The sequence below is a fragment of the Martelella alba genome (genome assembly GCF_005217455.1).
Taxonomy (GTDB): domain Bacteria; phylum Pseudomonadota; class Gammaproteobacteria; order Enterobacterales; family Enterobacteriaceae; genus Acerihabitans.
The window spans coordinates 21,228-34,577 of sequence record NZ_SZPQ01000004.1 but is presented as its reverse complement, the minus strand read 5'-3'; the positions used below and the strand labels follow the sequence as shown (position 1 = coordinate 34,577).

General features: G+C 58.8%; 13 protein-coding genes, 1 pseudogene and 1 riboswitch. Of the genes and pseudogenes, 4 read left to right on the top strand and 10 right to left on the bottom strand.

Going from position 1 to position 13,350, the window contains the following annotated elements:
- Nucleotides 1-41 precede the first annotated feature (41 nt).
- The 5 genes from FCN80_RS05840 to moaA form a co-directional block, all read right to left on the bottom strand.
- Nucleotides 42-752, bottom strand: a complete 711-nt coding sequence (locus FCN80_RS05840) for a Bax inhibitor-1/YccA family protein (protein ID WP_136988980.1) — start codon at nucleotides 750-752, stop codon at nucleotides 42-44.
- Between the two features lie 112 nt (nucleotides 753-864).
- Complete coding sequence (moaE, locus tag FCN80_RS05835) at nucleotides 865-1,350, bottom strand: molybdopterin synthase catalytic subunit MoaE (protein ID WP_136988978.1); 486 nt, start codon at nucleotides 1,348-1,350, stop codon at nucleotides 865-867.
- Nucleotides 1,351-1,352: 2 nt separating this feature from the next.
- Complete coding sequence (gene moaD, locus FCN80_RS05830; RefSeq protein ID WP_136988977.1) at nucleotides 1,353-1,598, bottom strand: molybdopterin synthase sulfur carrier subunit; 246 nt, start codon at nucleotides 1,596-1,598, stop codon at nucleotides 1,353-1,355.
- Entirely contained in the window at nucleotides 1,595-2,074 is a 480-nt protein-coding gene (gene moaC, locus FCN80_RS05825; protein ID WP_136988975.1) for a cyclic pyranopterin monophosphate synthase MoaC, read from the bottom strand. Before moaC ends, moaD begins: the two co-directional genes overlap by 4 nt.
- Before the next feature lie 19 nt (nucleotides 2,075-2,093).
- Nucleotides 2,094-3,083 carry a GTP 3',8-cyclase MoaA gene (gene moaA, locus FCN80_RS05820; RefSeq protein ID WP_136988973.1) on the bottom strand — a complete coding sequence of 330 codons (990 nt, stop codon included), beginning with the start codon at nucleotides 3,081-3,083 and terminating at the stop codon, nucleotides 2,094-2,096.
- A riboswitch (molybdenum cofactor riboswitch) is annotated at nucleotides 3,071-3,213 on the bottom strand. Its footprint overlaps the gene before it by 13 nt.
- A 381-nt stretch (nucleotides 3,214-3,594) precedes the next feature.
- On the opposite strand from moaA, the gene yvcK reads away from it, so the two are divergent.
- Complete coding sequence (yvcK, locus tag FCN80_RS05815) at nucleotides 3,595-4,527, top strand: uridine diphosphate-N-acetylglucosamine-binding protein YvcK (RefSeq protein ID WP_136988971.1); 933 nt, start codon at nucleotides 3,595-3,597, stop codon at nucleotides 4,525-4,527.
- Here yvcK and uvrB read toward each other — a convergent pair.
- Nucleotides 4,511-6,505, bottom strand: a pseudogene (uvrB, locus tag FCN80_RS05810) (excinuclease ABC subunit UvrB); the annotation flags it as partial. The gene yvcK and the pseudogene uvrB overlap by 17 nt on opposite strands.
- Here uvrB and FCN80_RS05805 point away from each other — a divergent pair.
- Nucleotides 6,497-6,751, top strand: coding sequence for a hypothetical protein (locus tag FCN80_RS05805; RefSeq protein ID WP_136988968.1), 255 nt, complete (start codon nucleotides 6,497-6,499; stop codon nucleotides 6,749-6,751). The pseudogene uvrB and the gene FCN80_RS05805 sit on opposite strands and share 9 nt — an antisense overlap.
- 656 nt (nucleotides 6,752-7,407) lie before the next feature.
- On the top strand, nucleotides 7,408-8,118 hold the full coding sequence (locus tag FCN80_RS05800) for an ABC transporter ATP-binding protein (RefSeq protein ID WP_136988966.1): 711 nt from the start codon (nucleotides 7,408-7,410) through the stop codon (nucleotides 8,116-8,118).
- A 164-nt stretch (nucleotides 8,119-8,282) separates the two neighbouring features.
- On the opposite strand, the gene bioD is transcribed toward FCN80_RS05800, so the two are convergent.
- Genes bioD through bioB form a run of 4 tightly spaced genes read right to left on the bottom strand, consistent with a single transcriptional unit; the run spans nucleotide 8,283 to nucleotide 11,889 of the window.
- Nucleotides 8,283-8,960, bottom strand: a complete 678-nt coding sequence (gene bioD, locus FCN80_RS05795; RefSeq protein ID WP_136988964.1) for a dethiobiotin synthase — start codon at nucleotides 8,958-8,960, stop codon at nucleotides 8,283-8,285.
- Nucleotides 8,929-9,711, bottom strand: a complete 783-nt coding sequence (gene bioC / locus FCN80_RS05790; protein WP_136988962.1) for a malonyl-ACP O-methyltransferase BioC — start codon at nucleotides 9,709-9,711, stop codon at nucleotides 8,929-8,931. Before bioC ends, bioD begins: the two co-directional genes overlap by 32 nt.
- A complete protein-coding gene (gene bioF, locus FCN80_RS05785; protein ID WP_136988960.1) occupies nucleotides 9,692-10,849 on the bottom strand; it encodes an 8-amino-7-oxononanoate synthase in 1,158 nt (385 codons plus the stop codon). The genes bioC and bioF overlap by 20 nt, the downstream gene beginning before the upstream one ends.
- Complete coding sequence (gene bioB / locus FCN80_RS05780) at nucleotides 10,849-11,889, bottom strand: biotin synthase BioB (RefSeq protein ID WP_136988958.1); 1,041 nt, start codon at nucleotides 11,887-11,889, stop codon at nucleotides 10,849-10,851. Before bioB ends, bioF begins: the two co-directional genes overlap by 1 nt.
- A 97-nt stretch (nucleotides 11,890-11,986) precedes the next feature.
- Here bioB and bioA point away from each other — a divergent pair, with 97 nt between their 5' ends.
- The gene (gene bioA / locus FCN80_RS05775) at nucleotides 11,987-13,294 is read left to right on the top strand and encodes an adenosylmethionine--8-amino-7-oxononanoate transaminase (protein WP_230492514.1); all 1,308 of its coding nucleotides are present in this window, start codon (nucleotides 11,987-11,989) and stop codon (nucleotides 13,292-13,294) included.
- Nucleotides 13,295-13,350: the final 56 nt, after the last annotated feature.

Genomic DNA, 13,350 nt, shown 5'->3' with positions numbered 1-13,350 from the left:
CCCGAAAGGAAAGACGCGAATCGGGCCGGTAGTGATGCGTGTTAGCGACGGTTGCCAAAAATACGCAGCAGCATCAGGAACAGGTTGATGAAATCCAGGTAAAGGGCCAGCGCGCCGACAATGGAATATTTACGGAACTGATCCTTGTCGTCAGCCGACAACTGCGCGCCCATGGATTTGAGCCTTTGCGTATCGTAGGCGGTCAACCCAACGAACACCAGCACGCCAAGATACGTCACCACCCACATCAACTGGGTGCTTTTAAGCCAGATATTCACCAGCGACGCCAACACGATACCTATCAGCGCCATAAACAGCAGATTACCGAAACTGCTGAGATCCCGCTTGGTCGTGTAGCCGTAAAGGCTCATGACGCCAAACATCCCCCCCGCCACCGCAAAGGTACCGGCGATGGATGAGGCCGTATAGATGATAAAAATACTGGACAGCGTCAAACCGGTCAGCGCGGAATACAGCATAAACAGCGTGGTGGCGACGGCGCCGCTTAGCCGGTTGACCATCCCGGAAATAGCAAACACCAGCGCCAGTTGCGCAATGATCAGACCGAAGAAAGTCAGTTGGCTTTGGAAAATAAAACTCAATACCGCCGGGGTATGCGCGGCATACCAGGAAACAAAGGCAGTCAGGAACAAGCCGCAAGTCATCCAGCCATAGACCTGCGCCATAAAGGGCTGGATGCCGGCATCGGCGCGCTCCACAATGGAACCCTGAGAACGGGGGAATCGATCCATGACTATCACTTTTAACGTGTTGGGAAAACCAAGGCCGTGACACGGCCACCTGTTCATAGCTTACCACAAAATCCTTCCGGCCCAATAACGCGGACATCGTAAAGATTGTGTGTTAATGCGCGTCTTCGCCGCCGTCTTTATCCTTGCGCCAGCGTTCGGCCGCCAGATGATCGCTGGCGCGTGAGTCCACCCAGCGGCTACCGCCGTCGATGGTTTCACGTTTCCAGAACGGCGCGCGGGTTTTGAGGTAATCCATGATGAACTCGGCGGCCTGAAACGCCGCTTCGCGATGGGCCCCGCTGACCCCGACCAGGACAATGGACTCGCCGGTGCGCAACTCGCCGACACGATGAATGATCGTCACCCGCCCGAGAGCCCAGCGCCGCCGCGCCGCCGCCGCGATATCCGCCAAAGCCCGCTCGGTCATACCGGGATAATGCTCAAGGGTCAGGGCGGCGACGTGTTCTCCCTGATTGTGATTGCGCACTTTACCGGTGAACGTCACCACCGCGCCGTCTGCGTCGCCGGCCGACAGCCACGCGTATTCCGCCGTCATGTCAAAAGACGCCGTATCGACCCGGATGCGGGTTTCAGCCATGTTCAGCCTCCGGTCACCGGCGGGAAAAACGCCACTTCGTCGCCCGCCGCCAGCGGATGATCGGCGCTAACCAGCGTCTGATTCACCGCCGAAAGCAACCGGCCCGGCTCAAGAGCCCGCGACCAGCTTTCACCGCGTGCGGCCAAAGCCTGGCGCAACGCTTCCACCGTAGGGTACCCGGCATCCACCATCAGGCTATCGGTACCCACCAGTTCGCGGACCTGGGCGAAAAACAGTACCCGGATCATTGCGCAACCGCCTGATAGTCGCCGGATTTACCGCCGCTTTTCGCCAAAAGGCGTACCGGACCTATTACCATATCCTTTTGCACCGCCTTGCACATATCATAGACGGTCAGGGCCGCCACAGACGCGGCGGTCAGCGCTTCCATCTCCACGCCGGTCCGACCGGTCAGCCGGCAGCGGGTCTCGATGCGTACCCGATTTTCAGCGGGTTGCGCTTCCAGAACCACCTCCACGTTGCTAAGCGGCAGCGGATGGCACAGGGGAATCAAGTCCCAGGTCCGTTTGGCCGCCTGAATACCCGCGATGCGGGCCACGGCAAAGACATCGCCTTTATGATGCCGCCCATCGACAATCAAAGCCAATGTGGCCGCCGACATGGCGACGTACGCCTCGGCGCGCGCCTCGCGCCGGGTTTCTTCTTTGGCGGAGACATCCACCATTCGCGCTTCGCCGTCAGCGTTAATATGAGTCAGGGACATCGCTCGCTCCTTGCCGGTCTCAACCGCCGATAAAGGACAAATTCCGGGTGTTGCCGGGATCGCCCTGGTGCAGAAAATGGGTTTGTTTTTTCATTTGCAGGCCGCCGGTAATGCGCGCTTTAAGTTGCGGCAACGCGGAATCCCGGTTCAGCAAATCCCGCAGGGGGATGCCCTGCTCACCGAACAGGCACAAATGCAAGTTGCCGGTGGAGGATACCCGCAGCCGATTGCAACTGGCGCAGAAATCTTTGGCGTAAGGCATGATAAGACCAATTTCGCCCTGGTAGTCGGGATGCCGGTACACCAGCGCCGGTCCGTCGGCGCGGCCGCGCGGACTCATTGTAAAACCCAGCGCCAACAGGCGCCGACGCACTGTTTCGCCGGAGACATGGCGGCGGCGGAACAATTCACCCCCATCGCCGGTTTCCATCAATTCAATGAAGCGCAACTGGATTGGCCGCGGTTTTATCCAATTGAGAAAAGTCTCCAACTGCGTGTCGTTGATATCCCGCATCAACACGGTATTGACTTTGACCCGGGAAAAACCGGCCGCAAATGCCGCATCAATACCGTCCATGACCTGCCGGAACCGATCCTGACCGGTGATGGCCTGAAATTGCCGGGCATCCAGGCTGTCGACGCTGACATTCAGCGCGGTCAGTCCGGCGTCGCGCCAGGCGGCGATATCGCGTGAGAGCCGATAACCGTTGGTGGTCACCGCCAGGGTGGTGATAGCCGGGTTTTCGCGCACAGCGGCGATAATCTCGCAAAAATCGCGGCGCAGGGAAGGCTCGCCGCCGGTCAGCCGCACCTTCTCGGTACCAAGTTCGGCAAAAGCCCGCGTAAGACGCCGGATTTCCTCCAGCGACAGAAAGCTCTTGTTATTGTGACCGTGGGGCCGATAACCGTCCGGCAGGCAATAAGTACAGCGGAAGTTACAAACATCCGTAACGGACAGACGCAAATAGTAAAATTTGCGCGCAAACGCATCGATAAGTTGTGGCACCATTAACACCTTTCCAAGTACGGGAGATGCGGACATTTCTATCCTGCACCCTGGCGGCTCTAAGGCCACGGCCAACATGCCATATCGCGCGTGGAAGCGACTTAGGCATGAAGGCTAGGAGTTCGGTTCGACCCACGACAACGCCGTGGCCGGACCTGGCATGGGTATCATTTTAAACCTAATTATTATGCTTAGCCATGGGGGCAATGGAGAAATTTCGCTATATAAACATATATATAGCGTAATTTCATCGGTTTTCGTCCCTGTGTCTAACGAGTTTTCGTGATGCCGAAACGGCAGGTTGGCGATGGATTCAGTCGAGAAGATGGGGCTGCCAGCCAAGCGCCCTTGATAAAATACCGGCTGCCAGCCACCCTTATTCCAAGTGTGGGCCGCACCGGTTATCCAGGGCCGGCAAGAAAAGCCAAATACGGGATGTATGCGAAGCATGGCGTATCCCTTTAGGGTATATACTCCGTATACTTCACGTTGCCTCTTTACTTGCAGGAGATTTATGCGCAATCCCACTTTGGCGCAATTGCAACGCGTGGTGGCGCTCGGCGGCGGACACGGTTTGGGCCGGGCCATGTCCGCCTTGTCATTCCTGGGCCCCCGGCTGACCGGTATCGTCGCCACTACCGATAATGGCGGCTCCACCGGACGGATCCGGCATGCTCAAGGCGGAATTGCCTGGGGGGATACCCGCAACTGCCTTAATCAGTTGGTATCGCGGCCCAGTCTCGCATCCGCCATGTTTGAATACCGATTCGGCGGTCAAGGGGAATTGGCCGGACACAACCTCGGTAATCTTATGCTCAAGGCGCTGGATAATCTCAGTGTCCGCCCGCTTGACGCCATCAATTTGCTACGCGATTTACTTAAAGTGGACGCCCGGTTGATTCCCATGTCGGAACAGCCGGCGGATCTCCGGGCCGTTACCGCCGACGGGCAGACTATCCATGGGGAAGTGGCGGTGGATGGACTGCCCGAGTTACCGGTTAACCTGCGGGTTTATCCGGCGGTGGCGGCGACACAGGAAGCCATTCGGGCGGTAGCGGCGGCAGAATTGCTGCTGATAGGTCCCGGCAGTTTCCTCACCAGCCTGATGCCGCCGCTGTTGCTGCCCGATCTCAGCGGCGCCGTGCGCCTGTGCCCGGCGCCGCTGGTCTATATTGATAATCTGGGCCCGGAGACAAGCGTCGCCGCCACCGCACTGACATTGCGGCAAAAACAGGCGATGATCGAACACGCCATTGGCGGAAATCGGCGCATCGACGCAATCATCACCGGCGTCGAGCGATGCCCGGCGGATACCGGGCCATGTCGGGTGATATGCCGGCCGCTGGCCGTCGCGGGCCAACCCCACCGCCACGACCGGACGCTGCTGCGCGCCGCGCTCGATAGCCTGCTGCTGGAATGGCCCGAGCTGATCAGGACACAGCGATAAACTGTTCGCGCAGGGCATGAATTTCATCGCGCACAGTCGCGGCCTGTTCAAACTCCAGATTTTGCGCGTGCGCCAGCATTTTGGCTTCCAGCTCGCGAATTTTTTGCTCCAGCGCTTTTGGCGTCATATTGCCGTATTGCGCCGCGGCTTCCATGGCCCGGCGTTTCTTCAGCTTGGCATGGGCGGGCGACTGGCCCAGTTCCATGATGTCCGCCACCGACTTGTCAAGCGCCTGGGGAATGATTCCTTTGGCCTCGTTATAGGCATGCTGCTTGGCGCGCCGGCGTTCGGTCTCTTCAATGGCGCGCGCCATTGAAGGCGTTATTTTATCGCCATACAGGATGGCGGTGCCGTTCAGATTGCGGGCGGCGCGGCCGATGGTCTGGATAAGCGAACGCTCCGAACGCAGGAAACCTTCCTTGTCGGCATCCAAGATCGCCACCAAGGAGACCTCCGGCATATCCAGGCCTTCGCGCAGCAGGTTTATGCCCACCAGCACATCGAACTCGCCCAACCGCAAATCCCGGATGATTTCCACCCGCTCCACGGTTTCAATATCGGAGTGCAGGTAACGCACCCGCTCGCCGTGTTCTTCCAGATATTCGGTCAAATCTTCGGCCATCCGCTTGGTCAAGGTGGTGACCAGCACCCGTTCGTTGATTTGCGCCCGCCGACGGATTTCCGAAAGCAGATCGTCCACCTGGGTGGCGACCGGCCGCACCTCGATGCGCGGGTCCAGCAAACCGGTGGGGCGCACCAGTTGATCGATCACCTCGCCGCCGGACATTTTCAGTTCATAATCCCCCGGCGTCGCCGAAACATAGATGGTTTGCGGAGCAAGGGCGGCGAATTCCTCGAATTTCAGGGGGCGGTTGTCCAGCGCCGACGGCAAACGGAAACCATATTCCACCAGCGTTTCCTTGCGCGCTCTATCGCCCCGGTACATCCCGCCTATTTGCGGAATGGTCACATGGGACTCATCCACCACCAGCAAGCCGTCGGCCGGCAAATAGTCGAACAGCGTCGGCGGCGGTTCGCCTTCGCCGCGACCGGAGAGGAAGCGTGAATAGTTCTCGATGCCGGAACAATAACCCAGTTCATTCATCATCTCGAGATCAAACTGGGTGCGCTGCGCCAGACGCTGTTCCTCTAAAAGCTTGTTGCTGGCCAGCAACACCGCCCGACGTTCGGCCAACTCCACTTTGATATCTTCCATCGCCTGCAACAGCCGTTCCCGCGGGGTGACATAATGGGTCTTCGGATAGATGGTGTAGCGCGGCACCATCTGCATCACCTGCCCGGTCAAGGGATCGAACAGCGACAGCCGCTCGACCTCCTCATCGAAAAGCTCCACCCGCAGGGCGATTTCATCGGATTCGGCCGGGAAAATATCAATGACTTCACCGCGCACGCGAAACGTACCGCGTTGGAAGGCCTGATCGTTGCGGGTATATTGCAGTTCCGACAGACGGCGCAATATGGCGCGCTGGTCGATGAGCATGCCGCGGGTAAGATGCAGCATCATCTTCAGATAAGCATCAGGATCGCCCAACCCGTATATCGCCGATACCGACGCGACCACGATGACGTCGCGACGTTCCAGTAACGCCTTGGTCGCTGAAAGGCGCATCTGCTCGATATGCTCGTTTATGGAAGCGTCCTTTTCGATAAAGGTATCCGAGCTGGGCACGTAGGCCTCGGGCTGGTAATAATCATAATACGATACGAAATATTCCACCGCGTTATCGGGAAAAAACGCCTTCATTTCACCGTAAAGCTGCGCGGCCAACGTCTTGTTCGGCGCCAACACCATGGTAGGCCGGTTGAGATCGGCGATAACATTGGCAACGGTGAAGGTTTTACCCGATCCGGTCACGCCCAGCAACGTCTGATGCGCGAGACCGTCCTGCAATCCTTCCTCCAAGCGGCGGATGGCTTCCGGCTGATCGCCGGAAGGCTGGAAACTCGAGTGCAATTTAAACGCTTTACTCATCTGCAGACTACCTACGGGCAACGGGACGACGGGACAGACTTCAAGTATGGGGATGGCGCGATGAATTTGCCAGCGACCAGTCACTGGATACAAAAACAGTATTATTCTACTCGCTGCACCGCCGGACGCAAGAGAAGAAGACTCGCCTTAGGGTTTAACACGCCGGCGCGCGCCAAGAAGAATTATTTTATTTATGAATCGTTAAAAAACTCCTATGGCAATGGAGGTTGACGAAAAAGAACATTGCCAGGCGGACCCCACAATAAATTCCCTTGATTTTAGTTAATCACTTGTTTTTATGGCATATACAAAAAGCGTGGAGAATACAGGCAAAATGATACGAAGCCGCGTGCGCTCTTGGCTGGCCGAGTTTTTCGAAACCTAATACACACGGTTATCCACAGGAATAGTGGATAACTGCCACCGTCCCGCGACCCGCTTGAATTCCATAAAGACGACAATAATGACGTACAGATGACAAAAGCACGTTTTTTTAGCTGTTTTTCACCTTCCTTTCCTTGCCGCTTAGACTGAAATTAACTATTCCTCTATTACGGCGACAACCGTGAGCGCCAACCTGATTGTACGAAAAGCGCACTGTTTGAGTGCTTTAACACTGTATTGCACCACGGAAATCCCTCCCGGCACTCGCAAAGTGCAGTGATCCGCAGTTTGTCCGGTAAATTGCCTTTATTGGCAAAAAATCCTGCTATTACCTGTCCCGGCCTTGGTTCATCCTGTTACCGCTTAAGGTTTTTTCCAAATTGGCCTGATAGTTGCAAGTCTGTTACGCGAGAGAAAGGGCCGCGGCGCCGGACGAAGGACGCTATGCATCGGATGCCGCCGCCGGTCAATGAATTGCCAACAGGAGAGAAGGAGGGAAGCCAATGTTGCGATTGCAGAAAATCAATCAATTTTACGGCGCCAAACATATCCTGCGGGATATCAGTCTGACGCTGCCCCGCAGTCAATGCACCTATCTGCTTGGTCGCAACGGCGTGGGAAAAACCAGTTTGGTCAACACCATTATGGGCCATGTGCCGGCGGCCGGCGGCGCCATAAGCTGGCAGCCCGACGGACAGGACGAACTGGATCTGCTCCGGTATCCCGTGGAAGCGCGGGCGAGCCTGGGTATCGGCTATGTTCCCCAGGGAGCACAGGTATTTTCCCAATTGAGCGTGGATGAAAATCTGCGGGTCGCCCTGCTGGCCGGACGGAACAAGGTTCAGCAGATCCCCCCCATGATTCACGAGCTGTTCCCGACATTATACGATATGCGCCAGCAACGGGCCGGCGAGCTTGTCGGCAGCGTTCAGCAGCAGTTGGCCATCGCCCGGGCGCTGGTACTCAAACCGGAATTGCTGATACTCGACGAACCGGCCGGCACGTTTCCCGCTACCGTGGTGGCACAGACAGGCCGCATCCTTCGCCGGTTGCAACGGGAATTCGGGCTGACATTGCTGGTGGCGGAACAGCAGTTACCGTTCGCGCCGGCCGATGGGGACCGGTTCTGTTTACTGGAAGGCGGCTGCAACGTCGCGCAGGGCGCCCTGGCACAACTGGATGAGGAGCTCATTCAGACGTACCTGGTCGTATAACGTATCGCATAGAAAACAAGACCGCCTATTATGTTTCTTTTCACAACACCGTCTCGCCGTTGCCTTGTACGCACAGCACACCACTCCCAGGGGCGCTAGCCGTAACGCCAGCAGCCCCCGCACGCCACGCTTCCTTCGTTCGGTTCATTTCTTCAGCCAGCGCTTTATACCAGCCGCGACCAGTGGATATAAGACGCCAATGGGGCGCCGGCGGGGTCGGCCAGCCAGGGGATTTCCCCCAGCATGGGCGCGTCCAGGCGTTGGCGGAGGGTATCCAGATAATCGACCAGCCGGTGCGGTCGGGGAGAGAGATGATTGGCTATCCAACCGGCCAAGGGTAGCCCGGCTTGACGTATGGCCGACGAGGTCAACAGCGCATGGTTGATGCAGCCCAGTTTCATTCCCACCACCAGGATAACCGGCAAGTGTTCGGCTGCCACCCATTGCGCGAAACTCAGCGCGTCGCCAAGCGGCGTCAACCAGCCGCCCGCGCCCTCGACAAAAACAATATCCGCCAGGGTGCGCAGCTGGGCCAGGCCATGGGACAGTACCGCCGGATCGATGGGACGCCCCTCATCGCGACTGGCGATATGCGGCGAAGTGGCCTCGAAAAAAGCCAGGGGATTGATCTGTTCATAGGGCGCGGTAATGTTGGCGCTGGCCGCCAGCGCCAGCGCGTCGCCGTTGCGCGCCATCCCGTCGACCATTCGACAGCCGGATGCCACCGGTTTATAGCCGGCCGCACGCAGGCCCGCGCCGCCGGCCGCCCGTAATAACGCGCAGGTGGCCAGGGTTTTTCCGATATCGGTATCAGTACCGGTAATGAAGTAGCTTCTCGTCACGATAAATCAGTCCGTAGATCACATCATAGGTCAGCGGCAACCCGTCGGGTTGCCGCTCCCAAGCGGCATCCAGTCGGCGCAGCCGCTGGCTGCCGCCGAGCCCGGCGGAGCGGCCGGCATGCAGATAGCCCGCGCCCACGCCCTTAATATCTTGTAGCAGCGGCAGCAACCGGGAATAATACAGCCGATGCCGGACGCTCTGCAGGCGATACCGATACGGCCGCAGGGACTGGGCGATGGTTCGCGGCGACAGGAAGCGATTGATATGCTCGCCATCATCCACTTGCCGCCAGGCGTGCGCCAGTTCGCCTAACGATCCTTCCGCCAGAGTGGAAAACGCGATAAGGCCCCCTGGGCGGGTAACCCGGTATAACTCCGACAAAGCCCGGGGCAGGTCGTCGCACCACTGCAACGCCAAATTGGAAAAACACGCGTCCGCCTGATGCGTCCCCAACGGCATTCTTTCAATATCACCCGCCAGGTAAAAATCGGCGGAATCGCGCCGTCGCGCCTGCCCCAGCATGTCAGTCGACAAATCCAGAGCGATGACCCGATTGTCGCGGCGGCGAAAATAACGGCTAAACCAGCCCGTTCCGCAGCCGGCATCCAGTAAGGTTTTATTGTGTAAAGGCCCAAGCCATGCAGCCAGTCGGCGCCCACTGGCGCGCTGGAAAACCGCGTGGCGGTCATAATCGGCCGCCGCCCGGCCGAAGGTTTTGGCGATGTCCCGCTTATGCCGATCGACGCTCATGCGACAATGCTTCCAGTAAGAACTCGATATCGTTTGGCCGATGGGCCGCCGTCAGGGTAACACGCAGGCGGGCGCCGCCCGGCGGGACGGTGGGTGGACGGATGGCGGTCAGCCAGCAGCCTCGCTCGCGCAGGTGGTCGGTCAGCGCCAGCGCCAGTGCGTTATCGCCGACCAGCAACGGTTGAATGGCGCTGTCCGAGGGCACCAGACGATACCCCAAATCGGCCGCGCCGGCCCGGAAATGTTCAATATTCCGCCGCAGGCTTGCGCGCAGAGAGTCGCCGGCGCGAATGGCGTCCAACGCCGCATCAATGGCGCAAACCTGGGCCGGCGGCATGGCGGTGCTATAGATCAGGTGACGCGCATACTGTAGCAAATATTCCGCCAGCGGCTCCGAGCACAGTACCGCCGCTCCCGCCACGCCGGCCGCTTTGCCGAACGTCACCACCAGGATGTCCGGATGGCAGGCCTGCCGGCAGGCGCTGCCCCTGCCCTGTTCGCCGATGACACCGAAACCGTGGGCGTCGTCCACCATTAACCAACCGCCGGCGGCATGGATGATCCGCAACAGTTCACCCAACGGCGCGCTATCGCCATCCATGCTGAAGATGCCTTCGGTGATGGCCAGCCGGTTGCCGACACAAGCCGATCCGGCCAGTTTACGCAGCGAATCCGGACGGTTATGCTGGAAGCGCCGTAACCGGCCTGGCGACAAGGCCGCCGCTTCCAGCAGCGAGGCATGGCTAAGCTTATCGGCCAACAGCACATCGTCCCTGTCGGCCAACGCGGCGATAACGCCCTGATTGGCGACATAGCCGGAATTGAACAGCAAAGCGCGCTCATAACCGAGCCAATGGGCTAAACGTTGCTCCAGCGCTTGATGCGCCTCGCTGTAGCCGGCGATATGCCCCGATCCGGCGCTGCCGACGCCATAGAGTTCGGCACCACGCCGCCAGGCGGCAATAACGGCGGGATCCCGGGCCAGCCCGAGGTAATCGTTGCTGGAAAAATTCAGGTAGCGCCGGCCCTGGTAGTCGATGTGGCGATCGTTGCCGCTCGTCACGGCCTTGCGCCGGCGATACGCATCCGCATCCCGCCGTGTCTGTAGACCACGGCTCACCCGTTCAAGCCAGGCCATTAGCGCGCCGCATCGTAATAGTGTTCGGTATCGGCGGTCAGCAGCGCCTCGGCAAGACGCTGCTGCTGTTCCTGATCGCCGGCCCGCGTATGATGAGGCTGCGGCCGCAATCCCAGCTTGTGGAATAACCGGCGATCCCGGTCTTCTTCCGGATTGACGGTCGTCAACAATTTGCAGCCGTAAAAAATGGAATTGGCGCCGGCCATAAAACAGAGCGCCTGGGTTTGTTCGTTCATCTGCTCCCGACCGGCCGACAGCCTGACATGTGAGCACGGCATCATGATTCGCGCTACGGCGATGGTGCGGATGAAATCAAACGGATCCACATCCGCATTGTCCGCCAGCGGCGTGCCGGGTACTTTTGCCAGCATATTGATGGGAACGCTTTCCGGCGGTTCGGGCAAATTGGCCAATTGCGTCAGTAATCCGGCGCGATCATCACTACTCTCCCCCAGTCCGACAATCCCGCCGGAACAAATCTTGATGCCGGCCGCCCGGACTTCCTCTAAGGTATCCAGCCTATCCTGGTAACTGCGGGTCGTGATGATATTGTTGTAAAATTCCGGCGAGGTATCCAGGTTATGGTTATAAAAATCCAGGCCGGCCGCCGCCAGCCGCTGCGCCTGGTTTGCGGTCAACATACCCAGCGTCATACAGGTTTCCATGCCCAGCGTCTTAACGCCCCGGACCATCTGTTCCAGATAGGGCATATCTCTATCGTTGGGGTTTCTCCAGGCGGCGCCCATGCAAAACCGGGTCGCGCCGGCGGCTTTGGCCTTAACGGCCGACGCCAGAACCTGCTCTACCTGCATCAGCCGTTCAGCCTCCACGCCAGTGTGGTAACGAGCGCTTTGCGGACAATACTTGCAATCCTCCGGACACGCGCCGGTTTTGATGGACAGCAGGGTACTGACCTGGATATGACGGGGATTGAAATGCTGCCGATGCACCTGTTGCGCCTCAAAAAGCAGGTCCATGAAAGGCTGGGCGAACAGAGTCCTGGCTTGCTGCAATGTCCAGCGGGGTTGATGAGGAGTCATGTTGTGCCGTCCTGGAGTGGCGAATGCAAATGTGTTTCGCCAGTGTAAATCCAGCGGGTATACTGTCAACTAAATTTTATAAAAATGGTTTACAGAAATGACCCAGGCTAATGATATGTCCTCCGCCGATATGGCGTTCGATCAACGCCATATCTGGCATCCTTATACCTCCATGACCCGGCCGTTGCCCTGTTATCCGGTAACGTCCGCCGCCGGCTGCGAGCTACGGCTTAGCAACGGGCGTATCCTGGTGGATGGCATGTCGTCCTGGTGGGCGGCGGTACATGGTTATAATCATCCGGTAATCAATGGCGCGGTCAAAGAACAATTACAACACATGGCGCATGTGATGTTCGGCGGCATCACCCATCCTCCCGCCGTCGAGCTTTGCCGCCGGCTGGTGGAGCTGGCGACGCCCCTGGAATGCGTGTTCCTGGCCGATTCCGGTTCAGTCGCGGTGGAAGTGGCGATAAAAATGGCCCTGCAATACTGGCAGGCGCGGGGAGAAGGCCGCCACAGCCTGCTGGCGCTGCGCGGCGGCTATCACGGCGATACCCTGGGCACCATGTCGGTATGCGATCCCGAAAATTCCATGCACAACCTCTACCAGGGCTATTTGCCGGAACACACATTCGTGCCGGCGCCCCGCTCCCGGTTCGGCGAAGCGTGGCAACCGGAGGATATCGCCCCGCTGGAGGCCGCGCTGGCCGCGTCGCACAGTTCGCTAGCGGCAATCATTCTCGAGCCGGTGGTGCAAGGCGCGGGGGGGATGCGTTTTTATCACCCGGAATATTTACGGCAAGTCAGAGCATTATGCGATCGATACGGCCTGCTTTTGATCGCCGACGAGATCGCCACCGGTTTCGGCCGTACCGGCCGGTTATTCGCCTGTCACCACGCGCGGATCGCGCCGGATATCCTCTGCCTCGGTAAAGCGTTGACCGGCGGCTATATGACACTGTCCGCCACCCTGACCACCCGCGCGGTGGCCGATACCATCAGCGACGGCGAAGCGGGCTGTTTCATGCACGGACCGACCTTCATGGCCAATCCGCTGGCCTGTGCCGCCGCCAATGCCAGTTTGTCGCTGTTGTCGACCGGAGCCTGGTTTGAGCAGGTCCGCGCCATCGAATATCAATTGCGTCAGGAACTGCTGCCGCTGCGCAGCCATGAACGCGTCGCCGATGTGCGGGTATTGGGCGCCATTGGCGTGGTGGAAACGCGGATGCCGGTGAATATGGCGGTTTTACAACGCTTTTTCGTCGAACGAGGGGTCTGGATACGTCCTTTCGGCCGTCTGATCTATCTTATGCCCCCCTATATCATTACCACCGAACAACTTTCGCAATTGACGGACGCGCTCGCCGCTTCCCTTGAAAATCCGGCGCATTTTCACTGCCCATAGCGACGTCACACGCTCCCCCGGAGGGGCGAAGATGGCCATGGACGCCGCACATTCGC

What these genes read in the sequence shown, in the direction of transcription:
- FCN80_RS05840 (WP_136988980.1), bottom strand. Translation starts at nt 752, where the DNA reads ATGGATCGATTCCCCCGTTCTCAGGGTTCCATTGTGGAGCGCGCCGAT.
- moaE (WP_136988978.1), bottom strand. Translation starts at nt 1,350, where the DNA reads ATGGCTGAAACCCGCATCCGGGTCGATACGGCGTCTTTTGACATGACG.
- moaD (WP_136988977.1), bottom strand. Translation starts at nt 1,598, where the DNA reads ATGATCCGGGTACTGTTTTTCGCCCAGGTCCGCGAACTGGTGGGTACC.
- moaC (WP_136988975.1), bottom strand. Translation starts at nt 2,074, where the DNA reads ATGTCCCTGACTCATATTAACGCTGACGGCGAAGCGCGAATGGTGGAT.
- moaA (WP_136988973.1), bottom strand. Translation starts at nt 3,083, where the DNA reads ATGGTGCCACAACTTATCGATGCGTTTGCGCGCAAATTTTACTATTTG.
- yvcK (WP_136988971.1), top strand. Translation starts at nt 3,595, where the DNA reads ATGCGCAATCCCACTTTGGCGCAATTGCAACGCGTGGTGGCGCTCGGC.
- FCN80_RS05800 (WP_136988966.1), top strand. Translation starts at nt 7,408, where the DNA reads ATGTTGCGATTGCAGAAAATCAATCAATTTTACGGCGCCAAACATATC.
- bioC (WP_136988962.1), bottom strand. Translation starts at nt 9,711, where the DNA reads ATGAGCGTCGATCGGCATAAGCGGGACATCGCCAAAACCTTCGGCCGG.
- bioF (WP_136988960.1), bottom strand. Translation starts at nt 10,849, where the DNA reads ATGGCCTGGCTTGAACGGGTGAGCCGTGGTCTACAGACACGGCGGGAT.
- bioB (WP_136988958.1), bottom strand. Translation starts at nt 11,889, where the DNA reads ATGACTCCTCATCAACCCCGCTGGACATTGCAGCAAGCCAGGACTCTG.
- bioA (WP_230492514.1), top strand. Translation starts at nt 11,987, where the DNA reads ATGACCCAGGCTAATGATATGTCCTCCGCCGATATGGCGTTCGATCAA.